16 protein-coding genes are annotated in these 22811 nt (G+C 72.9%); 10 read left to right on the forward strand and 6 right to left on the reverse strand.

Annotated features, from left to right (window positions below):
- Window positions 1-213: 213 nt before the first annotated feature.
- Window positions 214-5283, forward strand: coding sequence for an NAD-glutamate dehydrogenase (locus ACGFIR_RS20505; protein WP_393146484.1), 5070 nt, complete (start codon window positions 214-216; stop codon window positions 5281-5283).
- Window positions 5284-5369: 86 nt separating this feature from the next.
- Here ACGFIR_RS20505 and ACGFIR_RS20510 read toward each other — a convergent pair whose 3' ends face one another.
- Together ACGFIR_RS20510 and ACGFIR_RS20515 are read right to left on the reverse strand one after the other, a co-directional pair.
- Complete coding sequence (locus ACGFIR_RS20510; RefSeq protein ID WP_392999448.1) at window positions 5370-6047, reverse strand: class F sortase; 678 nt, start codon at window positions 6045-6047, stop codon at window positions 5370-5372.
- Window position 6048: 1 nt separating this feature from the next.
- Complete coding sequence (locus ACGFIR_RS20515; protein WP_393146486.1) at window positions 6049-7065, reverse strand: hypothetical protein; 1017 nt, start codon at window positions 7063-7065, stop codon at window positions 6049-6051.
- A 563-nt stretch (window positions 7066-7628) separates the two neighbouring features.
- On the opposite strand from ACGFIR_RS20515, the gene ACGFIR_RS20520 reads away from it, so the two are divergent.
- Entirely contained in the window at window positions 7629-9422 is a 1794-nt protein-coding gene (locus tag ACGFIR_RS20520; RefSeq protein ID WP_393146488.1) for a glycoside hydrolase family 6 protein, read from the forward strand.
- A 112-nt stretch (window positions 9423-9534) separates the two neighbouring features.
- On the opposite strand, the gene ACGFIR_RS20525 is transcribed toward ACGFIR_RS20520, so the two are convergent.
- The 3 genes from ACGFIR_RS20525 to ACGFIR_RS20535 all read right to left on the reverse strand — a co-directional run bounded on the left by ACGFIR_RS20525 (window position 9535) and on the right by ACGFIR_RS20535 (window position 11814).
- Complete coding sequence (locus tag ACGFIR_RS20525; RefSeq protein ID WP_392999105.1) at window positions 9535-9894, reverse strand: hypothetical protein; 360 nt, start codon at window positions 9892-9894, stop codon at window positions 9535-9537.
- Window positions 9895-10199: 305 nt separating this feature from the next.
- Window positions 10200-11207, reverse strand: coding sequence for a hypothetical protein (locus ACGFIR_RS20530; protein WP_393146490.1), 1008 nt, complete (start codon window positions 11205-11207; stop codon window positions 10200-10202).
- 10 nt (window positions 11208-11217) lie between these two features.
- Window positions 11218-11814: a hypothetical protein gene (locus ACGFIR_RS20535; protein ID WP_392999109.1), complete on the reverse strand. Its 597-nt coding sequence runs from the start codon at window positions 11812-11814 to the stop codon at window positions 11218-11220.
- A 454-nt stretch (window positions 11815-12268) separates the two neighbouring features.
- On the opposite strand from ACGFIR_RS20535, the gene ACGFIR_RS20540 reads away from it, so the two are divergent.
- From ACGFIR_RS20540 to ACGFIR_RS20570, 7 genes are all read left to right on the forward strand, one after another.
- Complete coding sequence (locus ACGFIR_RS20540) at window positions 12269-14890, forward strand: nitrate- and nitrite sensing domain-containing protein (RefSeq protein WP_393146492.1); 2622 nt, start codon at window positions 12269-12271, stop codon at window positions 14888-14890.
- Window positions 14890-15309, forward strand: coding sequence for a roadblock/LC7 domain-containing protein (locus ACGFIR_RS20545; RefSeq protein WP_392999113.1), 420 nt, complete (start codon window positions 14890-14892; stop codon window positions 15307-15309). The genes ACGFIR_RS20540 and ACGFIR_RS20545 overlap by 1 nt, the downstream gene beginning before the upstream one ends.
- The gene (locus ACGFIR_RS20550; protein ID WP_392999115.1) at window positions 15299-15688 is read left to right on the forward strand and encodes a DUF742 domain-containing protein; all 390 of its coding nucleotides are present in this window, start codon (window positions 15299-15301) and stop codon (window positions 15686-15688) included. Before ACGFIR_RS20545 ends, ACGFIR_RS20550 begins: the two co-directional genes overlap by 11 nt.
- A complete protein-coding gene (locus ACGFIR_RS20555; RefSeq protein ID WP_392999117.1) occupies window positions 15669-16271 on the forward strand; it encodes an ATP/GTP-binding protein in 603 nt (200 codons plus the stop codon). Before ACGFIR_RS20550 ends, ACGFIR_RS20555 begins: the two co-directional genes overlap by 20 nt.
- A 151-nt stretch (window positions 16272-16422) precedes the next feature.
- A complete protein-coding gene (locus ACGFIR_RS20560) occupies window positions 16423-17442 on the forward strand; it encodes a lactonase family protein (RefSeq protein ID WP_392999450.1) in 1020 nt (339 codons plus the stop codon).
- 143 nt (window positions 17443-17585) lie between these two features.
- Window positions 17586-19346 carry a substrate-binding domain-containing protein gene (locus ACGFIR_RS20565; protein ID WP_392999119.1) on the forward strand — a complete coding sequence of 587 codons (1761 nt, stop codon included), beginning with the start codon at window positions 17586-17588 and terminating at the stop codon, window positions 19344-19346.
- A 213-nt stretch (window positions 19347-19559) separates the two neighbouring features.
- On the forward strand, window positions 19560-21041 hold the full coding sequence (locus tag ACGFIR_RS20570; protein ID WP_393146494.1) for a sugar transferase: 1482 nt from the start codon (window positions 19560-19562) through the stop codon (window positions 21039-21041).
- A gap of 3 nt (window positions 21042-21044) precedes the next feature.
- Here the strand turns inward: ACGFIR_RS20570 and ACGFIR_RS20575 are convergent, their stop codons facing one another.
- On the reverse strand, window positions 21045-22175 hold the full coding sequence (locus tag ACGFIR_RS20575) for a PP2C family protein-serine/threonine phosphatase (protein WP_393146496.1): 1131 nt from the start codon (window positions 22173-22175) through the stop codon (window positions 21045-21047).
- Window positions 22176-22232: 57 nt separating this feature from the next.
- On the opposite strand from ACGFIR_RS20575, the gene ACGFIR_RS20580 reads away from it, so the two are divergent.
- On the forward strand, window positions 22233-22805 hold the full coding sequence (locus ACGFIR_RS20580) for a MarR family winged helix-turn-helix transcriptional regulator (RefSeq protein WP_393146498.1): 573 nt from the start codon (window positions 22233-22235) through the stop codon (window positions 22803-22805).
- Window positions 22806-22811 lie beyond the last annotated feature (6 nt).

The following is a 22811-nucleotide window of genomic DNA, read 5'->3' on the forward strand; positions in this document are numbered from 1 at the left end:
CGGGACGTGCGGAAAGAGGGGCCGGGCGGGGTGATGAACGACTGGAGGCGGGGTACTCCCGAACCGGCCAACCTCGTACCCGCAACGGGTGAAAGGACGAAGTCCGGATCCGAGTGTCCGCACTGTGGTCCGCCGAGCAAGGGGCGGAACCGCAGGGCCTAGGCTGGGCGGCAGAGTGACCCACGACGTGGTGGGTCGAGGGGAGTGGCACCGATGGACCGGCGTCCGGCGATCAAACCGGGACCCGACCTCCGGCAGGATGACACCAGCCGGGACGACAGCTTCGATTCGGCGACCGACGGGGACGGCTTCGGCCGGCTCGACACAGGAGTGACCGGGATGACCGGTTCGAGTATTGACACCCTCTATGATCTGGGCCTGCCCGCTGGCGCGCTGGCCGACGACGTGGAGGACAACGAGCTCGACGAGCCCGTTCCCAACGTGGAGCGGCTGGTCGCCCAGGCGGTCGCGCTGGCCGGCGACGACCACGACGCGGCGACCCTGGTCGGCCGTTTCTGGCGGTTCGCGCCGGACGAGGAGCTGATCGGCTTCACCGCCGAGGAGATGCTCGAGGCGGCCCGCGCGCACCGCGACCTCGCCCAGCAGCGGGTGCCGGGCGAGCTGAAGCTGCGCATCCACGAGCCCGACGCCGACCAGCACCACACGGTCATCGAGATCGTCACCGACGACATGCCGTTCCTGGTCGACTCGGTAACGGCCCTGCTCAACGCGCACCACCTGGACGTGCACCTGCTCGTCCACCCGCTGGTGGTGGTCCGGCGCGAGCCGCTGGGCCGGCTGGTCGAGGTCTCCGCCGACGTCGAGCCCGACGACGCCATCGCCGGCGACCTGGTCGAGAGCTGGATGCACATCGAGGTCGACCCGATACGCGACGCCGCCGAGCGGGACAAGCTGTGCCGGGAACTCCAGCGGGTGCTCACCGACGTGCGGGAGGCGGTGGAGGACTGGCCGAAGATGCGCCAGCGTGCCCTCGCCCTCGCCGACGAGCTGGCCGCCGCGCGGACTTCGGACAATCGCCCGCCGGTGCCGGAGAAGGACATCACGGACTCGGTGGAGCTGCTCCGCTGGCTCGCCCACGACCACTTCACCTTCCTGGGCTACCGGGAGTACCGGCTGGTCGACGCCGCCGAGCCGGCGGACGGCGAGCGCGGCGGCCAGGCGCTGGAGGCGGTGCTCGGCACCGGGCTGGGCATCCTGCGCCAGGACTCCCCGGACGGCCGGCCGCTGTCGTCGATGACGCCCGAGGCGCACGACCGGGTCGCCGAGAAGCGCCTGCTGATCATCACGAAGGCGAACTCGCGGGCCACCGTGCACCGCTCCGCCTACCTCGACTACATCGGCTTCAAGGTCTTCGACGAGGCCGGTGAGGTGGTCGGCGAGCGGCGGTTCCTGGGCCTGTTCTCCACGGCCGCGTACCGGACCAGCGTGCAGGAGCTGCCGGTGGTCCGCCGCAAGGTGGCCGAGGTGCTGGACCGCTCCGGCCTGAGCCAGCGCAGCCACTCCGGCAAGGATCTGCTCCAGATCCTGGAGACCTACCCGCGCGACGAGCTGTTCCAGATCAAGACCGAGGACCTCTACCACGCGGTGATCGGCGTGCTGCGGATGGCCGGCCGCCGGCAGCTGCGGGTGTTCCTGCGCCGCGACGCGTACGGGCGGTTCATCTCCTGCCTGATCTACCTGCCCCGGGACCGGTTCACCACGCAGAACCGGCTGCGGATGCAGGAGATCCTGCTGCGCGAGCTGAACGGTGTCGGGGTCGACTACACGACCCGGGTCACCGAGTCGATGCTCGCCCGGGTGCACTTCATCGTCCGGACCGACCCCACGAAGGTCCCGGGCGACATCGACGCCGACCTGCTCGCCGAGGAGCTGGCCGACGCCACCCGGCTGTGGGACGACGACTACCGGCTGGTGCTGGAGCGCAAGCTCGGCGACGAGCAGGCCAAGCACCTGTTCACCCGGTACGCCGACGCCTTCCCCGAGGGCTACAAGGACGGCCACACGCCGTACGAGGCGATGAAGGACCTGGCGAAGCTGGAGCTGCTGGAGGAGCCCGGCCAGCTGGAGATGCACCTGTTCCGCAAGCAGCTCGCGGCGCGTGGTGGCGGCCGGGGGCCGGACGTCGACGAGGCGATGGACGTCCGCTTCAAGGTCTACCGCTACGGCGAGCCGATGATGCTCTCCGCCGTGCTGCCGGTGCTGCACTCGCTCGGCGTGAAGGTGGTCGACGAGCACCCGCACGAGGTGGACCGGATCGACGGCCGGGTCTACCTCTACGACTTCGGGCTGCGGCTGCCCGAGGGGCACCAGGACCTGGCCGAGGTGCGCCCGCACGTGGAGAACGCGTTCGCGGCGTCGTGGCGGGGCGAGGCCGAGGTGGACGGCTTCAACGAGCTGGTACTGCGCGCCGGTCTGACCTGGCGGCAGGTGGTGGTGCTGCGCGCGTACGCCAAGTACCTGCGCCAGGCCGGCACGGTCTTCTCCCAGGAGTACATGGAGCAGACCTTCATCGCGTACCCGAAGATCGCCACCCTGCTGGTGGAGCTGTTCGAGGTGCGGTTCGCGCCCGGCGTGGACGGCCACGACCAGCGGCAGCAGCGCAGCGACGACCTGGTGGCCGACATCCGGACCGCGCTGGACGACGTCGCCAGCCTCGACCAGGACCGGATCCTGCGCGCCTACCTGACGATGATCCAGGCCACCCTGCGCACCAGCTTCTACCAGAAGCGCGCCGACGGGCGGCCGAAGTCGTACGTGGCGCTCAAGCTGGACCCGCAGTCGATCCCGGACCTGCCGGCGCCGCGGCCGAAGTTCGAGATCTTCGTCTACTCGCCGCGCTTCGAGGGCGTGCACCTGCGGTTCGGGCCGGTGGCCCGGGGCGGGCTGCGCTGGTCGGACCGCCGCGAGGACTTCCGTACCGAGGTGCTCGGCCTGGTCAAGGCGCAGATGGTGAAGAACGCCGTCATCGTGCCGGTCGGCGCCAAGGGCGGCTTCGTGCTCAAGCAGAAGCCGGGGGACCGCGACGAGGCGGTCGCCTGCTACAAGGAGTTCATCTCGGCGCTGCTGGACGTCACGGACAACATCGTCAGCGGCGAGATCGTGCCGCCGGAGGACGTGGTCCGCCACGACGGCGACGACCCGTACATGGTGGTCGCGGCCGACAAGGGCACGGCGACGTTCTCCGACATCGCCAACGAGATCTCCACGGCGCACAACTTCTGGCTCGGCGACGCGTTCGCCTCGGGCGGCTCCGCCGGCTACGACCACAAGAAGATGGGCATCACCGCCCGGGGCGCCTGGGAGTCGGTGAAGCGGCACTTCCGCGAGATGGGCCACGACACGCAGACCCAGGACTTCACGGTGGTCGGCGTCGGCGACATGTCCGGCGACGTGTTCGGCAACGGGATGCTGCTGTCGGAGCACATCCGGCTGGTGGCCGCGTTCGACCACCGGCACATCTTCCTCGACCCGGACCCGGACGCCGCCACCTCGTACGCCGAGCGGAAGCGGCTGTTCGAGCTGCCCCGCTCGTCGTGGGAGGACTACGACCGGAAGCTGATCTCGGCCGGCGGCGGGGTGTACCCGCGTGGGGCCAAGTCGGTGCCGATCTCGCCGCAGGTCCGCGAGCGGCTCGGCCTGGACGCCGGCACCGAGCAGCTCTCCCCGCAGGAGCTGATGAAGGCGATCCTGACCGCGCCGGTCGACCTGTTCTGGAACGGTGGCATCGGCACCTACGTGAAGGCCTCCAGCCAGACCAACGCGGAGGTGGGCGACAAGTCCAACGACGCGATCCGGGTCGACGGCCGGAACCTGCGCTGCCGGGTGGCCGGCGAGGGCGGCAACCTGGGCTGGACCCAGCACGGCCGCATCGAGTACGCCCAGACCGGCGGGCGGATCTACACGGACTTCATCGACAACGCGGCCGGGGTGGACTGCTCCGACCACGAGGTGAACATCAAGATCCTGCTGAACACGGCGGTCGCCGACGGGGTCCTGGACCTGCCCGAGCGGGACGAGTTGCTCGCGGAGATGACCGACGAGGTCGCCGAGCTGGTGCTGCGGGACAACTACGACCAGGCCCGGGCGATCAACAACTCGCAGGCACAGGCCGCCTCGCTGCTGCCGGTGCACCGGCGGATGATCACCGATCTGGAGCGGTCCGGGGCGCTGGACCGGTCCCTGGAGGCGCTGCCGCCGGACGACGAGCTGGCGGTGCGCACCGAGTCGGGGCTGACCGCGCCGGAGTTCGCGGTGCTGCTCGCGTACGTCAAGATCGTTCTTGAGACGGAGATCCTGGCCGAGGGGCTCGCGGACGAGGAGTGGACGACCGACGTCCTGGTCAACTACTTCCCGACGCCGATGCGCGAGCGGTTCGCCGACCGGATGGGCCAGCACCGGCTGCGCCGGGACATCGTGACGACGGTGCTGGTCAACGAGGCGGTCAACCGGGGCGGCATCTCGTTCGTCTTCCGGGTGGTCGAGGAGACGGCCGCCCCGGCGGCGGACGTCATCCGGGCGTACGTGGTGGTCCGCGAGGTGTTCGGGCTGCACGCGCTGTGGGACGCGGTGGAGGCCCTGGACAACAAGGTCGACCCCGAGTTGCAGACCAGCGTCTACCTGGACACCCGGCGCCTGCTCGACCGGGCGGTGCGGTGGCTGGTGACCAACCGCCGTTCGCCGATCGACGTGCCGGCGGAGATCGCCCGACTGCGCGACGGCGTGGCCCAGCTCCTGCCCCATCTTGAGGAGCGCTTCCACGGCAGCGAGCGGGAGTCCCTCGCGGCGCACATCGACTCGCTCACCGAGCGGGGGCTGCCGCGCGACCTGGCCGAGCAGGCGACCCGGTTGATGTACAGCTTCGGCCTGCTCGACGTCGTGGAGACGGCGGCGGGCAGCGGGCGGGACGTCGGCGAGGTGGCCTCGGTCTACTTCGTGCTCTCCGACCGGTTCCGGGTCGACTCGCTGCTGTCGAAGATCTCCCTGCTGCCGCGTGAGGACCGCTGGCAGACGCTGGCCCGGATGGCGCTGCGCTACGACCTGTACGCCGCGCTGGCCGCGCTGACCGTGGAGGTCCTCGACTCCACCCCCGGCAGCCTGTCGCCGCAGGAGCGGGTGCTCCAGTGGGAGCAGTCGAACGCGACCTCCATCCACCGCGCCGAGCGGGCGATGGGGGAGTTCGACGAGTCCCGGGCGGACCTCGCCGCCCTGTCGGTGCTGCTGCGCCAGATCCGCACCCTGGTGCGGACCTCCGCCGCCGCCTGACGCGTACGGCACGCGGTCCGGCGGGTCGGTGTTCCGACCGGCCGGACCGCGTCGCGTCGTCCGGTGGCTTCCGTGCGGTCGACGGCTCAGACCGCCGGCATGGAGGCGAAGACGACCACGTTGTCCGGGTAGCTGCCGGCGGCCGGGTCGAAGATTCCGCCGCAGGTGACCACCCGCAGGCCGGGCCGGTCGCTGGGACCGTAGACCTGCTCGGTCGGGAACTCCGTCTTCGGGTACGCCTTGACCGACTCGACGGTGAAGGTGGCCTGCTGGCCGTCCTCCCGGGTGACGGTGATGGTGTCGCCCGGTTGCAGGGCGCCGAGGGAGAAGAAGACCGCCGGCCCCATCTTGGCCGAGTCGACGTGCCCCACGATGACCGCGTTGCCGATCTCACCCGGGCTCGGCCCCGGCTCGTACCAGCCGGCCAGTTGCGCCTGCTCGAGCGGGGGCACCTGGACCGTGCCGTCCGGGTTGGTGCCGAGCGACATGATCGAGGCGTCGACCCCGATCCGGGGGATGGTGATCGTGGTGGGGGCGGAGCGGGCCAGACCCGTGCCGGCGGCGACGTCGGGGTCGACGTCGGGGGCGGAGTCCGCCCCGGTGCTGGCGGGCGCGGCCAGGGGCTGCGGGGGCCGGGGCGCGGACGCGGTCTGGAGCGAGGCGCCGATCAGGCCGGCGCCGACCATGGCGACCAGGACGACGACGGCCGCGCCGGCGGCGCGCCACGGTCTCCCGTGACGGCCGCCGGCCCGTGTCGCCGTCAGGTCAGACGAAGGACTCATCGGTCCGACGCCGGCGCATCAGCACGAGGCCGCCCAGGGCGGCGGCGCCGATCAGGCTCGCCCCACCGGCGGCCAGGCCCCGGTCGGTGCCGGCGGCGAGGCCACCGTCACCACCGTCGACGCCGCCACGCGGCAGCACGACGAGCTCACCCTCGCCGCACGAGCCCTTGAGCTCGTAGCGGCCCGGCTTGGCGTCCTCGGACACCTCGGCCTCGCCGTAGTAGACGAAGTCCCGCTTGTGCTCCCAGCCCTTGTCCTCGGACTCCTCCTCGGACCAGCCGCTGTCGTGGCCCTTGCGGTCGTACTCGTCCGAGCCGTACTTGTCGTGGTCCTCGCGGCCCTCGCGGGCGTACTCGTCCGAGCCGTACTTGTCGTGCTCCTTGCGGTCCTCGCGGCCGGACTCGTCCGAGCCGTACTTGTCCTCGCGGGCCTCACGGTCGCCCTTGCCGTCCTTGTCGCCGCGGTCGCCCTCGGCGTCCTGGCCGTGCTCGTAGCCCTTCCAGTCGCGCTCGCCCTCGGCGCCGGCGTCGGCGGCGCCGCCACCCTCGCCGGTCGTCGACGGCTGCGGCTTGGGGGCCTCGTCCTTGCCCTTGTCGTGGTCGCGGCCCTTGTCTTCGTGGTCCTTGCCCTTGTCGTGGTCGCGGCCCTTGTCTTCGTGGTCCTTGCCCTTGTCGTGGTCGCGGCCCTTGTCCTCGTGCTCCTTGCCCTTGTCGTGGTCGCGGGAGCCCTCCTCCCCGCCACGCCAGTCGCCGCGGCCCTCGGCCGGCTTGAGGTTGACCTTGCCGGTCACCTTCGACCACACGAAGGCGTGCTCCTGCCGCTCCGAGCAGACCTCGATCAGCTTGACCGTGTCGCCCGCCTTGACGACGTGCGGCTTGGCGTAGACCTTGCCCCCGTCGTCGTGGCCGTCCGCGAACGCGATTCCCGGCGTGAACACGAGCAGGGAAGCGCCGCCGAGAGCGGCTCCCGCAACGACCTTCCCCAGCATCTTGTTTGCCATGACCTGCGTCACTCCATCCCTGTTTGTTCTGGGCTCGGCGACAACCGAGCTACCGACGACGTTAGACCGTTTCATGAGTTATGAAGGGGAAGATTCGTGTTTTGGCGCTTCGGCGAAGTAAGCGCGGTAGAAGTACTACGCCGCTTTAGCGGCTTTTCTGGCCTGGGTAGGCGGTCTCCGCCCTCGCGGCCTCCCTAGGCCGCCTGGGTGGCCCGTGGCGCGGCGGACCGGCTCGTCCCGTCCCGGTAGCCCCGCTGGCACCGGAGCCCCCGCCCGCCCCCGGCGTCACATCGAGGCATTGCCATGGAAGCGCTCCCATGCAAGAATCGCTGCACGCGGTTCGGGGAGCCACACCGCGCAGGTAGGAGTCGAGGGCACCGGTCCGCCGGACGACCTCCCGCCTCCCGGCCGGCCGTCGCGCCGGTCGGACCACCACCGAACGCCCGTCCGGGTCGGGCACCCCCGAAAGAACCCGTGGCACCGGCGGACGTCCACCCGGACGCCCATCGGGCCGTAACGCCGGGCCGCTCGCGGATCCGGTCTCGCCCAAGGAGATCAGTGGCATGAATGTGTGGAGAAGGCTGTCCGGCCCCCGCCGGGCCCTCGCGCTCGGCGGCGCGGGCGCTCTGGTCGCGGGCGGACTGGTGACCCTGCCGGTCACCATGGCGCACGCCGCGACGCAGTGCGACGTGTCATACACGACCAGCGACTGGCAGGGCGGTTTCACCGCCACCGTCAACATCAAGAACATCGGCGACGCCCTCAACGGCTGGACGCTTGGCTTCACCTTCCCGGACGGCAACCAGCGGGTGCAGCAGGGCTGGTCGGCCCGCTGGTCCCAGAGCGGTCGGAACGTCACCGCGCAGAACGAGTCCTACAACGGCACGGTGGCCAGCGGCGCCACGGTGAGCATCGGCTTCAACGGCGCCTGGAGCGGCAGCAACCCGAAGCCCACCTCGTTCACGCTCAACGGCGTGACCTGCAACGGCGGCAACCCCAACCCCACCACCCCGCCGCCCACCACCACCCCGCCGACGACGCCGCCGCCCACGACGCCGCCGCCGACCACCCCGCCGCCGACCACGCCGCCGCCCGGGCAGCGGGTCGACAACCCGTACCTGAACGCCAAGGGGTACGTGAACCCGGAGTGGAAGGCCAAGGCCGAGTCGGTCTCGGGCGGCAGCCGGGTGTCGAACAACCCGACCGCCGTCTGGATCGACCGGATCGCCGCCATCAACGGCACCCCGGACAGCAGCTCCAACGGCGCCATGGGCGTGCGGGACCACCTGAACAAGGCGCTCGAGCAGGGGGCGAACTACATCCAGTTCGTCATCTACAACCTGCCCGGCCGCGACTGCTCGGCGCTGGCGTCCAACGGTGAGCTGCAGGCCGACGAGTTGCCGCGCTACAAGGCCGAGTACATCGACCCGATCGCCGCGATCCAGGGCGACCCGAAGTACGCGAGCCTGCGGATCGTCAACATCATCGAGATCGACTCGCTGCCGAACCTGGTGACCAACACCTCCGGCAACCCCGGCGGCACGGTCATGTGCGACACGGTGAAGGCCAACGGCGCCTACGTCAACGGCGTCGGCTACGCCCTGGCGAAGCTGGGCGCGATCGGCAACGTCTACAACTACATCGACGCCGCGCACCACGGCTGGATCGGCTGGGACAGCAACTTCAGCCCGACCGCGCAGATCCTCAAGGACGCCGCCGTCGCCTCGGGTAGCACGGTGAACAACGTGCACGGCTTCATCGTCAACACCGCCAACTACTCGGCGCTGCGTGAGCCGCACTTCAAGGTCACCGACAACGTCAACGGCACCACGGTGCGGCAGTCGAAGTGGGTCGACTGGAACTTCTACGTGGACGAGCTCTCGTTCGCTCAGGCGTTCCGCAACGAGCTGGTGTCCAAGGGCTTCGACTCGAACATCGGCATGCTGATCGACACCTCCCGCAACGGCTGGGGCGGCACGGCCCGACCCACCGGCCCGGGCGCGACGACCAACGTGGACACGTACGTCGACGGTGGCCGGGTCGACCGTCGGTTCCACACCGGCAACTGGTGCAACCAGGCCGGGGCCGGCCTGGGCGAGCGCCCGAAGGCCGCGCCGGAGCCCGGCATCGACGCCTACGTCTGGGTGAAGCCCCCGGGCGAGTCGGACGGCTCCAGCAAGGAGATCCCGAACAACGAGGGCAAGGGCTTCGACCGGATGTGCGACCCGACCTACACCGGCAACGCCCGCAACGGCAACAACATGAGCGGTGCCCTGGCGGACGCCCCGATCTCGGGCGCGTGGTTCCCCGCGCAGTTCGCGCAGCTCATGCAGAACGCGTACCCGCCGCTCTCCTGACACCGGCGCCCACCCGCCGCTGGCAGTAGGTGAGGCGCTCCAGCGGCAGGTTCCCCGGGCCCCCGGTCCGACCGTCCGACGGTCGGGCCGGGGGCCCCCTCGCGTACGCGGGTCAGGGCACCGTCTTCTCGATCGCCGCGCGGCCCAACTCGGCCAGGTCCCGGCGGGCCCGCTCGACGTTGTCCGGCGTGGGATCCTGCCCCCGGGCCGCCACCAGGTCCTCCGGCTCCCAGGGCTGCTCGGCCCCGGTGCGGATGTCGTCCGGGGCCGCGCCCGTGCCGGTGCCCGTCGCGCCGGTGCCGGCGGCGTACGGGTCGCCGATCAGCGGCTCGTCGTCGGGCCCGGTGAACGACGGAGTGTCGCGATCGGGGCCGCCCCCGGTCATCAGCTGCGGGATGCCGGTGTCGTCCTCGGCCGCCGCGGACATCTCCGGGCTCTCCTCCAGCGGCCGGTCACGGTCACGGTCCGTCATGTCGCTGCCCTCCCGTCACCAGGTGCTCTCCTGATCCTGCTCGGGTACCCGGAGCGGCGGTGCCCATGCCGGGCGCAGCCGGTACGGCTCAGCGATCCTCGTCGCGGCGGTCTCGGGCGGTGCGGGCCGGATCGCGTCGCCGCGGAGGTCTGCGGCGGTTTCGACCGGATCGCCCGCCAGCCGGCGCGGGACCGCCGGGTCGATGGGCGTCACCGGCAGAGCCGCGCACTCGTGGTCGGGAGGGGCCGAATCCGGACGCGGAAGCGCCCCCGACCGGCGGCCGGGGGCGCCTCGTGGGAGCGGGCTCAGCGCCCGAGCACCCGGTCCAGGAAGTCGCGGTAGTGGCGTACGGCCATCCGCAGCTGCTCGGTGTCGGTCGAACCGGCGTCCTGCCAGCCGCCCAGCTTGTTCTTCTGCGCCGACAGCGCCGAGGAGAGCGCCTGGATGGCCTCGTCGACCAGTGACTGGGCCTCCCCGGCCGCCGCGCGGGGATCGTCCACGAAGCGCAGCTGGACGTCCCGCCAGCGGTCCCGGAAGCCCTGGGCCGTGGCGGGGTCGAAGAGGCTGGCCGGCTCGGCGGCCACCGTGGCGCCCGCCGGCCGGTCGGTCCCGGCCGCCCCCAGGTCCCCGCTGCCCGCGGGCCCCGCCGGCGCCTGCGCGGCGTCCGGGTCGACCATGGCGGGCGCGGGGCTGCCGTACCCGGCCGCGTCGTCGATGCGGTCGGTCAGCACGGGGCGGCCGTCGCCGGTCTCCGGGGACACCTCAGTGTCGTCGTCCCGGCGGGCCTGCCGGTCGTCGGAACGTGCCTCACCGAGCCCGACGGAACGGTCGAACTCGGCGGTCGGGTCCGCCCGGCGGCCCTCCCGGGGGCCCCGTACGGCGCCGTCGCCCGGCTGGGCCGTCGACTCCGTACGCGGGTCGGGCTCGTCCTCCGGCAGGGGGCTGGCCAGCGCCGACGCGGCGACCGCGCCGCCGACGCTGGTGGCGCCGAAGGCGGTCGGCACCGGGCCCGGCTCGTGGAACTCGGTCCGGTCGCGGTCGGCGTCCCGGTCGTCCGAGCGGGACCCGACCCGGTCGTCGGTGTCGCGGTCGTCCGACCGGACCCTGCCGGCACCCCGGCCGCCCGACAGCTCGTCCGTGCTCCGGCCGTCGTCGCCGGCCACCGCCGGGTCGTCGAAGGTGCCCCGGTCGTCGAGGGCGTCCTCGGGTACGTCGGTCCGGCCCGCCCGGTCGCCCGGAGGGGGCACCGGCACCGGCTCGGAGCGGACGGCCTCGGGGTGCTCGTTGTCGACCCGCTGCTCTTCCTGGCGCATCGTCATCCTCCTAGCGGCTCGTGGCGTCATCGTGCTGGCTGTCCGGGTTGCGCTGCTCGGACGGTCGGGCGGCGACGGGCTCCTCGCCGAGCAGGTCGGCGAAGAGGGCGCGGTAGTGCACGACGGCCTGGCGGAGCTCCTCCGTGCTCGCCTCGCCCCGGGAGTTGCGCAGGTGGATCTCGTGGGCGTCGCGGTAGTGGCCGAGCGTGCGGGCGTGCTCGACGGAGAGGTGGGCGACCTGGTCGGAGAACTCGCCGGTGGGGTAGCCGCGTTCCGCGATGAGACGGGTGACCAGTTCGTCCGCTTCGCCCACGGTCTCGGCGGGCGAGTCGACGAAGCGGACCTGGAGCTCCTCCCACGCGGCGGCGTACCGGGCCCGGGATTCGGGGGCGAGGGGGGTGAGGGCGAGTTCCGAGTGCCGACGTTCCCGCTCCCGCAGCTCCCGCTCGGCGACGGTCCGGCTGTCCTGCTCGGCGACGGCTCGGTCGTACTCGGGCCCGAACCGCGACCGCAGCGCGCGGCGGCGGGCGTACGACCGGGCGACCACGGCCACGGCCGCGATCACCAGCACGACGAGAATTATGACTATTACCTGCGTGGGCGACATGGCTCCTCCTTCGTCAGGTGGTATTCCCTCCCCTGACTGATCGCCAATCCCGTTCCGGGGAACTTTCCTGACGGCCCCGGTGCCCGCCGTCTCCCGCGTGCCATGACCGGTCACCCGCGGGGCCCGAGACTTGACCCATTCCAGGTCGGCGAGGCGGCGCCACCGCGAGCTGGCCGGACCGCCCGACCGGGCCGCCGGGACGTCCGACCGGCGTCGGGACCGCCTGACCGGCACCCGTGTGAAGGCTCCGGCGGCGTCCGACGGGGCGTTCGTCGGGGGTGGACACTCGGCCGGTACGCCCGACGCGACGGACGGTAGTGCAACGGGCGAGGATTACGTATCCTGCCCAAGGCGTCCGCCGGACCTGCCCCGCACACGGGCCGGACCGTCCGTTCGTGACGCTGCCCGGCCGGCGCCGGCGCCCCCGCAGCCACACCTTCCGGGCGAGGTCTGATTGAACACCCGCGACTGGCCGATCCGCTCGAAGCTGACCGCATTGGTCGTCGTGCCGGTGACCGCGCTGCTGGCGCTCTGGATCTTCGCCACCACGCTCACCTTCGGCCCCGCCCTGGACCTGCTCGCCGCCCGGACCCTCCTCTACGACCTCGGCCGTCCAGGTGAGACGGTGGTGGCCGAGCTGCAACGGGAACGCCGGCTCTCGGTGGTCCAGCTGGCCGGCGACGGCGCCGCCGCGGGGCTCGCCGAGCAGCGGCAGCGGACCGACCGGGCGATCGCCGAGCTGCGCCGCCGGATCGGCGGGGAGGAGCTGCGCGACGCCGCCGACGACATCCTCGACGCCCGGCTCGACCAGTTGGCCACGGCACTGGACGCGCTGCCCGCGGGACGGGGCTTCATCGACCGGCGGGCGGTGGACCGGGCCGGCGCGATCGGCCTCTACAGTGGCATGATCAACTCGGCCTTCCAGGCGTTCTCCGCGATGGCCAACCTGCCCGACCGGGACCTCAACCGGCAGGCGCTGGCCGTCACCGCGCTCGGCCGGTCCCGGGAGCTGCTCGGGCAGACCGACGCCCTGCTCGCCGGGGCGTTCACGGCCGGCCGGTACGCCGACGGCGAGCATCTCCAACTGGTGCAGACCATCGGCAACCAGCGCTTCCTCGCCGAGACGGCGGTCGCCGACCTGCCCGACGCCGAGCGCGCCGCGTTCCAGCGGATGACCGAGGGGGAGGCCTTCGGCCGGTTGCGGGCGATGCAGGACAGGCTGGTGACCGGGTCCATTATTCGCCCGGCCGTGGACCCGGCCGCCTGGCAGGAGAGCTACCAGACGGCACAGCAGACGATGCGGGACTTCGAACTGGCGCAGGCCGACGGGCTCGCCGAGCGTTCGGTGCCGTCGGCCGTACGCATCCTGATCCGGCTGGGCGCCGCCGGGCTGCTGGGACTGGCCGCCGTCGTGGTGTCGGTCCTCGTGGCGCTGCGGGTCGGTCGCCACCTCGCGCACCGGCTCTCCGGCGTACGCACCGCGGCGCTGGAGACCGCCGAGCGCCGGCTGCCCGAGGTGGTGGCCCGGCTGCGCCGGGGCGAGCAGGTCGACGTCGCCCGGGAGGCGCCCCCGCTGGAGTACGGCAGCGACGAGATCGGCCAGGTGGCGCGGGCGTTCACGGAGGTGCAGCGCACCGCGGTCCAGTCGGCCGTCGACGAGGTCACCCTGCGCCGCGGGCTCAACGAGGTGTTCCTCAACATCGCCCGGCGCAGCCAGGGGCTGGTGCACCGGCAGCTCGCCCTGCTCGACCGCATGGAACGGCACACGGAGGACCCGGACGAACTGGCGGAGCTGTTCCGCGTGGACCACCTCGCCACCCGGCTGCGGCGGCACGCCGAGGACCTCGTCATCCTGGCCGGGGCGGCTCCCGGGCGGGGCTGGCGCAACCCGGTCGCGACGGTCGACCTCGTCCGGGGCGCGATCTCCGAGGTCGAGTCGTACGACCGGGTCGACATCACGGCCGTGACACCGGCCGGCGTGCTGGGGCGGGCCGTCGGCGACGTGATCCACCTGCTCGCCGAGCTGATCGAGAACGCCACCGCGTTCTCGCCGCCGCAGACCCGGGTGGAGGTCTCCGGGCAGCACGTGGCGAACGGCTACGCGGTGGAGATCACCGACCGGGGGCTGGGCATGTCCGCCGCCGCGCTGGAGGAGACGAACCGGCGGCTGTCCCGCTCGCCCGACTTCGAGCCGACCGAGACCGCCCGCCTCGGGCACTTCGTGGTGGCCCGCCTCGCCGCCCGGCACGGCGTCCGGGTGCGGCTGCGCCCGTCCGACGGCGGCGGGCTGACCGCCGTCGTGCTGATCCCCGCCGACCTGGTCACCGACGAGCCGGCCCTGCCCTCGGCCGGCGGCCCGCCGGTGGCGCGCCGTCCCGTCGATACGCCCGAGGAGCGGCGGCTGGCCCGGGCGAGCCGGCTCGGTACGCTGCCCCGCCCGGCCCGTACCGCCGGACCCGCCACGGCTGCGGCCTCCGCTCGGCTGGCCCAGCCCGGCCGGCCCTCGGCGGGCCCGGTCCAGAACGGGGTGGCTTCCGGCGACGCGGCTCCCGGCGGTCCGGCCCCGGTCGAGATCGTCGGGGAGATCGACGGGCTGCCCCGCCGGGTGCGCCGGCGACCGCCGGCGGACACGCCCGGGAGGCGGCCGTCCGCCGGCGACGGCCCGGGGCGGCCGTCCGCGCTGGACGGCCCGACGCTGCGGCAACCGGTGATCGAGAGTCCCGCCCCGCGCAGCCCGGAGGAGGCGCGCCGGGCCATGTCCGCCCTACAGGCCGGCACCGCCCGTGGCCGCGCGGCGGCCGGCGGGACGGCCCAGAACCAAGACACCCCCACCACGTCGACGGCCGGCGGTGGTGCGTCGGAACGGGCAGCCTTCCGGGACCGAGGCACCCCTGCCGCGTCGACGGCGGGCGGTGGTGCGTCGGAACGGGCCGCCGCCGAGGACCGGGGCTCCGTCCCCGGGCAGGCCGCCGTCGGCGCCGACCGGCCGGGCCGGCCGCGCGAAGACCCGACTCCGATGCCGGCCGAGCGGCCGGCGACCCCCGAACCGATGACCGCGACTGAGAGGGACGCCTGATGCATCCGACGAGGCAGAGCGCCGATCTCGACTGGTTGCTCGACGAACTGGTGGAACGGGTGCCCCCCGCCCGACAGGCGGTGGTGCTCTCGGCGGACGGGCTGCTGATCGGCTCCTCCGCCGGTGTGGACCGTGCCGACGCCGAGCACCTGGCCGCGCTGGCGTCCGGCTTCTCCAGCCTCGCCCGGGGCGCGAGCCGGCAGGTGGCCGGCGGGGCGGTCCGGCAGACCGTGGTGGAGATGGAGTCCGCGTACCTCTTCGTCACCGCCGCCGGGCAGGGTGCCTGCCTGGCCGTGGTCAGCGACGCGGACGCGGACATCGGCCTGGTGGCGTACGAGATGGCGATGCTGGTCACCCGGGTCGGGGAGACCCTGAGCGCCCCGTCCCGGTCGACGGCGGGAGCCGCCGATGCGGGCTGAGTCGCCCGGGCCGCAGCACGAGTGGCTGGACGACGACGCCGGTCCGGTCGTGCGGCCCTACACCCTGACCGGCGGCCGGGTCCGCTCCGCCGCGGACGGCTTCGACCTGGTCGCGTACGTGCTGGCCGAGGGGGCAGCCGATCCGGCCGTGCACCCCGACCTGCACCCCGAGCACCGGCGCCTGGTGGAGCTGGCCGCCCGGCCGGTCCCCGTCGCGGAGCTCGCGGCCGACCTCGACCTCGCGGTGGGCGTGGTCCGCGTACTCCTCGGCGACCTGCTGGCGCGCGGGCTGGTCGCGGTGCACCAGCCGACCTCCGCCGCGTACCTGCCCGATGACGACATCCTCAAGGCGGTGGTCAATGGACTCCGTGCGCTATGACCGAAACGGATCCGGCTCCCGGATCCCGCTCGCGCTCAAGATCCTGATCGCCGGGGGCTTCGGCGCCGGCAAGACGACGCTGGTGAGCGCGCTCAGCGAGGTCCGGCCGTTACAGACCGAGGAGGTGCTGACCGGCGCCGGCATCGGCACCGACGACCTCTCCGGCGTCGAGGCGAAGTCCACCACGACGGTGGCCATGGACTTCGGCCGGATCACGATCAACGACGACCTCCAGGTCTACCTCTTCGGCACCCCGGGCCAGGACCGGTTCTGGTTCCTCTGGGACGAGCTGGCGTTCGGGGCGCTCGGCGCGGTGGTGCTCGCCGACACCCGCCGGCTGGCCGACTGCTTCCCGTCGATCGACTACTTCGAGCAGCGGGGCGTGCCGTTCGTGGTGGGGGTGAACTGCTTCGACGGTGCCCGCAAGTTCAGCCTGGAGTCCGTACGCCAGGCGCTGGACCTCGACCCCGACGTGCCGCTGGTGCTCTGCGACGCGCGGGAGCGGCAGTCCGGCAAGGAGGTGCTGATCGCGCTGGTGGAGCACGTGGCCCGGCAGCGTGGCGAGCCGGTGCCGGCGGCCTGACCCGGCGGCGGCGGTCGCGGCGGGGCGTCCTGCGGCGCGCCGCCGCGATTCGGCGGGATTTTCGGGGCTAAGCGGGCAGCCGAGCGGGAAAGGCTGTGGGGATCGGCGGAACAATCGGCGGAGGGCGGATCCGGTGACAGGTCGGGACGAGATGGTCCACATCGGCGGTTACACGGCGCACAGCGGGGGCCGGGGCACCGGCATCATCGCGGCGCGGCGGGACCCCGCCTCCGGCGCGCTGACCCCCCTCGGCACCGCCGCGGTCACCCCCTCGCCCTCGTTCCTCGCCCGGCACCCGCGGCTGCCCGTGCTGTACGCCGTGAACGAGCTGCCCGACGGGCAGGTCAGCGCCTTCACCGTCGGCGCCGACGGTGACCTGACCCCGCTCGGCACCCGGCCCACCGGGGGCGCGGAGCCCTGTCACCTGGCGGTCGTCCCGGACGGCGGCCACCTCGTCGTGGCCAACTACGGCGGCGGCAGCGTGACCGTGTTCCCGCTCGACGCCGACGGGGTGCCCGCCGAGCGCAGCGACCTGGTGACGCACGAGGGGCACGGGCCGGACCCGGAGCGCCAGGAGCGCGCGCACGCCCACATGGTGAATCCCGACCCCGGGCGTGGCCCGCTGCTCGCCGTCGACCTGGGCACCGACTCGATCTACCGCTACGACCTGGACCCCGCCTCCGGCCGGCTGGTGCCCCGGGGGCCCCGCGTGCGTACGGCCGCCGGCACCGGGCCCCGGCACCTGGCGCGGCATCCCGACGGGCGGCGCTGCTGGGTGGCGGGGGAGCTGGACGGATCGGTCACCGCGTACGAGCTGACGGGCGACGGTGCGCTGCACCAGCGGGGCCGGGTCGAGGCCAGCGACCGGACGGGGCACGTCCAGCCGTCGGAGATCGTGGTCGGTCCGGACGGGCGTCACCTCTACGTCGCCAACCGGGGGGTGGGCACCGTCGCGGTCTTCGCTCTCGCGGGTGAGCTGCCGGAACTGGTCGCCGAGGTGGACACGGGCGGGGAGTGGCCGCGGCACTTCGCCCTGGCCGGGGAGCACCTCTACGTCGCCGACGAGCGGGCCGACATGGTGCGGGTCTTCCGGGTGGACGCGGCCACCGGCGTACCGGCTCCGGTGGGGGAGCCCGTGGCGGTCCCGAGCCCCACCTGCGTGCTGCCCTGACCAGGCGCGTCGGCCCCGGCGTCAACTCAAAGAGGCAGCTCCGTCACGCTGTGTAGCAATTTGACGCTCAACTGTTTCTCCTGAGTAACTTTCGTCCGAACGGCCCGTGGCAGTCGTCCCGAAGGGTCCGCAAGATGGTCAGCGTGTCAGCAGGCCGCCATCGCATGCGTACGAATCACCACGCAGCCACCGCAGCCGCCGCCGTGGGTGTACTCGTCGTCACGGCCGGCGGCTGGTTCGGCTACCAGCAGCTGGCGCAACCCGACTGCTCGGGGCGGATCGAGCTCTCCGTCGCGGTCGCGGCCGAACTCGCCCCGGCCGTCGACGACGCCGCCGCGCAGTGGGTGAAGGACGGCGCCGCGGTGGGCGGCACCTGCATCGCGGTGAACGTCACGGCGTCCGATCCGGTCGACGTGGCCGCGACAGTCGCCGCCAAGCACGGGGTCACCCTGGCCGGCGTGGGCCAGGCCAGCGGCACGTCGGTCAGCCCGGACGTCTGGGTGCCCGACTCCAGCACCTGGTTGCTGCGGCTCAAGACCGGTGGCGCCACCGCCTTCGACCCGGGTAACGGAGCGTCCATCGCGCGCAGCCCGGTCGTCGTGGCGATGCCGGAGCCGATCGCCACGCGCCTGGGCTGGCCGCAGAAGCAGTTCAGCTGGACCCAGCTCCTACAGCAGGTGCAGAGCGACAAGCCGTTGCGCACCGGGATCGTCGAGCCGACCCGCGACGCCGCCGGCCTGTCCGGCCTGCTCTCCCTGACGGCCGCTGCCAGCGCCTCCGGCGGCCCCGACGCCGAACAGGAGAAGGTCGCCGCGCTGCGGGCGCTCGCCACCGACCGCTCGGCGCTGCGGCCCGACCTGCTCGCCCGGTTCCCCACGGCCTCGGATCCCACGACGATCGCGAGCAGCCTGGGCGCGGCGGCGCTCTCCGAAGAAGACGTCATCCAGTACAACAGCAAGAAGCCGCCGGTGCCGCTGGCCGCGCTCTACCTGGAGCCGGCGCCCGCGCCGTTGGACTACCCGTACGCGGTGCTGCCCGGCATCGAACCGGCCAAGGCGTCGGCGGCGCGGGTGCTCTACGAGGTGTTGACCACCGACGACTTCCGCGACCGGCTGGCGGGCCAGTCGCTGCGTGCGCCCGACGGCAACTGGGGCGCGGGCTTCGACGCACCGCAGGGCGCGCCCAGCCCGGCCGGCGGCGCACCGGCCCCGCCGGCCAACGGCGGTGGCTCGGCCACGGGTGGGCTGGACCCGCAGTCCATGGACCGGGCCGTCTCCAGTTGGTCGATCGCCACCCAGTCGGGGCGGATGCTCGCCGTCATCGACGTCTCCGGCTCGATGAAGGAGAAGGTGGCCAACGCCGGCAACGCGACCCGGCAGCAGGTCACCGTCGAGGCGGCCCGGCGGGGGCTGAACCTCTTCGACGACTCCTGGTCGATCGGGCTCTGGACGTTCTCCACGCAGTTGGTGGGCAACCGTGACCACCGGGAACTGGTCGCCATCGGGCCGTTGTCCCGTCAGCGCGGCAAGCTGGAGCAGTCGCTGGCCTCGATCCGCTCCTCGACCGGCAACACCGGCCTCTACGACACGGTGCTGGCGGCGTACCAGCAGGTGCAGGACAACTGGGAGCCCGGCCGGGTCAACTCGATCGTGCTGTTCACCGACGGCAAGAACGAGGACGCCGACGGCATCACGCAACAGAAGCTGCTGGGCGAGCTCAACAAGATCAAGGACCCGGAGCGGCCGGTGCAGGTCGTGATCATCGGTATCGGCAGCGACGTGAGCAAGGCCGAGTTGAAGTCGATCACCGACGTCACCGGCGGCGGGGCCTTCGTCACCGAGGACCCGACCAAGATCGGCGACATCTTCCTGAAGGCGATCGCGCTGCGCAAGGCCCCCGCCTGAGCCGCGACACAGCGCGGGGCGGGACCCGCGGACGGGACCGGTTGCCGTGGACCCTTTCCCCGAAAGGGGTTCCTCGGGGAAAGTAGTGACGGCAATGCGTCCGAAGCGATCGTCGAGCGCGGTTGCCGGGGCAGGATGTCCTGGTGCCCCTGCGCCGGGCCCGCGCATCGGGCTCGGCCCTCGGGCCGTCGGCGACCGAAGTGGGGAGGGCCGGTGACCTCAGCGACGCTGTTGACTCCCGCCAGCACGTCGTCGAAACCGGACGAACCACGACCAGGGCCGGCCCGCACCCGTGAGCGGGCCTACGTCCGCTCGCTGGTGGTGCTGGACACCACCGTCCTGACGGTCGCCGTGCTCGTCGGCTACGTCGCCCGGTTCGGCGACGAGATCCCCGGCGGCTCGAAGATCCCCTACGTCCTGGTCGCCCCCGGGCTGGTCCTCGCCTGGCTGGTCTCGCTGCGGGTGCTGCGCTGCTACGACGACCGCGTCCTCGGTTACGGCGCCGACGAGTACCGGCGGGTCAGCACCGCCAGCCTGCGCCTCGCCGGTGGCGTCGCGATCGCCGGCTACATCGCGGACGTCGGTGTCTCCCGGGGATTCCTCGGCATCTCCTTCGCCGTCGGCACGCTCGGCCTGGAGGTGGCGCGGTTCGCCGCCCGCAAGCGCCTGCACCGGGCGCGGTCCGAGGGCGCCGGCTGGTCGCGCAAGGTGCTGGTGGTCGGCGACACGGCCCACGTGCTGGAGCTGGTGCACACGCTGCGCCGCGAGCCGTACGCGGGCTACCAGGTCGTCGGCGCCTGCATCCCCGACGCGTTGCTGGCCCCGGTCGCGCAGCGGCTGGGCGACGTGCCCGTGGTCGGATCGTTCCGCGGCATCCCCGAGGCGGCCACGGCCATCGGTGCGGACACCGTCGCGGTGACCGCCTCCGGCGAGTTGACCGCCACCCGGCTGCGCCGGCTGGGCTGGCAGTTGGAGGGCACCGGTATCGACCTGGTGGTGGCCCCCGCGTTGACCGACGTCGCCGGCCCGCGCATCCACACCCGTCCGGTCGCCGGCCTGCCGCTGATCCACGTCGAGGCGCCGGAGTTCCGTGGGGCCCGCAAGCTGGTCAAGGGCTTCGTCGACCGGGCCGTCTCCTCGGTGGCGCTGACGCTGCTGCTGCCGCTGCTGGCCGTCATCGCGCTGGCCATCAAGATCGACAGCCGGGGACCGGTGCTGTTCCGGCAGACCCGGGTCGGGCAGGGCGGGCGGGAGTTCGGCGTCTACAAGTTCCGCACCATGGTGGTCAACGCGGACGCCCTGCTGGCCGCGCTGGCCGCCCGCAACGAGACCGACGGCCTGATGTTCAAGATGCGCGACGACCCGCGGGTGACCCGGGTCGGGCGGCTGCTGCGCAAGTGGTCGCTGGACGAGCTGCCGCAGCTGGTCAACGTCCTGCTCGGGCACATGAGCCTGGTCGGCCCGCGCCCGCCGCTGCCCTCCGAGGTGGCCCGCTACGACGGCGACGTGGCCCGCCGGCTGCTGGTCAAGCCCGGCATGACCGGCCTCTGGCAGGTCAGCGGTCGATCCGACCTGAGCTGGGAGGACGGCATCCGGCTCGACCTCTACTACGTGGAGAACTGGTCGCTCGCGGCCGACCTGACGATCCTCTGGAAGACCTTCGGCGCGGTGGTCAACAGCCGCGGGGCGTACTGAGCCTCAGTCCTGCGGGCCGGTCCAGTCCAGGCACACCACCACCGCGTCGTCGATCAGGTCGGCGGCCACGAACGCGCGCAGGTCGCCGATCAGCGCGCGGACGGCCTCCAGCGGCTCCATCGGCCCGGTCCGGCGCAGGAAACGCTCCAGCGCGGTCTCGCCGTACCGCACGTTATGCCCGGTGGCGTCGATGACGCCGTCGCTGACCACGAAGAGCCGATCGTCGCGGCACAGCTCGAAGCGCTGCTCCCGGTAGTCGGTGGCCTCGAACATGCCGAGGGGGAACTGCGCCTCCAGCGGCAGCTCCTGGACGTTCCCGCCGCGCAGCAGCATCAGGCGGGGCGACCCGGCGTCGACCACGGTGAGCACCCCAGAGCGCAGGTCCAGCTCCATCAGCAGCGTCGCGAGGTGCTGACCGCCCCGGTGCAGGTCGTAGACCGCCTGGTCGGCGAGGGCGGCCTGGTCGGCGAGGCCGAGGCCGGAGCGGCGGGCGTTGCGCAGCGCGTGGGTGGCGAGCGAGGTGAGCATCGCGGCGGCCACCCCCTCGCCCGTGCCGTTGATGGTCGACAGCCAGACCCGGCTGCCGTCGTCGGACCAGTCGAAGCTGTCGCCCCGCACCGCGTACGCCGGTTCGAGCTGCCCGGCGAGGCTGAACGACGGGCGGGTGCGGCTGCGGCCCGGGAGCATCTCCCACTGCATCTCGGCGGCGAGGGTGAGCCGCCTGCTGCGGTGCGCGCAGCGGTAGACGTCGGTGCCGCCGGTGACCGCGGCGATCTCGTGGGCGAGCGCGGTGGCGATCTGCGTCAGCTCGTCGAGCGCGGCCTGCCCGGTCGGCGCGGGCTCCACGACCAGGACGCCCCGGCGATCCCCGCGCATGGACACCGGCAGGTAGCCGGTGCCGGCCGCGACGATCGGGGTCTGGTGGTCGAAGCACCGCCAGGCGGGGTGCCCCGGCCCGGTGACGGGCTCCTCGCCGACGAGCGGCAGCAGCGCCGCCAACCGGTAGTCGACCAGGAGCAGCTCCACCCGGGTCGTGCCGTAGCCGGCGGCCAGGACGTCGGCGATCCGGTCCAGCAGGAGGTCGGCGGGCGCCTCGTTGAGGACACGCCGTACCCGGTTGACCGGTTCGCTCATCATCGCTCCTTCTGCATGAGCCCAGACCAGCGGATTCGGAGTAGTCTCGGGCGCACCATGGCGGAAGTACACGGTCCGTACGGACCCGAGACGAGTATGGCGGTCGAGTTCGACGCGGTGGCCGATGCCCTGCTGACGGTCTGGGAGGCCGCGCGGGAGCGGACGACCAGTCGGGTCTCCGGCGCGCAGTTGCGTGCCATCATGCTGGTCGAGCAGCACGACGGCATCAACCTCCGCCGCCTGGCCACCGGGCTGGACATGCTCCTCTCCTCCGCCAGCCGGCTCTGTGACCGCCTGGTGGCCGCCGGCATGCTGGAGCGCGAGCCCGGCCGGTTCGACCGGCGGGAGATCTCGCTGCACCTCACCCCGGAGGCCCGCCGGCTCCTCACCGAGCTGCGGGACGACCGGCGCCAGCAGCTCGCGGCGATCCTCGCCGACATGACCCCCGAGGGGCGGCAGGCCCTGCTGCGGGGCATGCGGGAGTTCGACGAGGCGGCACGCCACCGCAACGCCTCCGTGCAGTCGGTCGAGGCGGACGATCCGTGGCCGGGCCGGCCGCAGGACCCTCCGGTCGGCCTGCCGACGCAGGACCGGCCGGGAAACGGGCCGCAGGTGGCCCGGACGGCCTGACCCCGG

Origin of the sequence: Micromonospora sp. NPDC049051, assembly GCF_043197575.1 — a bacterium.
GTDB lineage: Bacteria > Actinomycetota > Actinomycetes > Mycobacteriales > Micromonosporaceae > Micromonospora.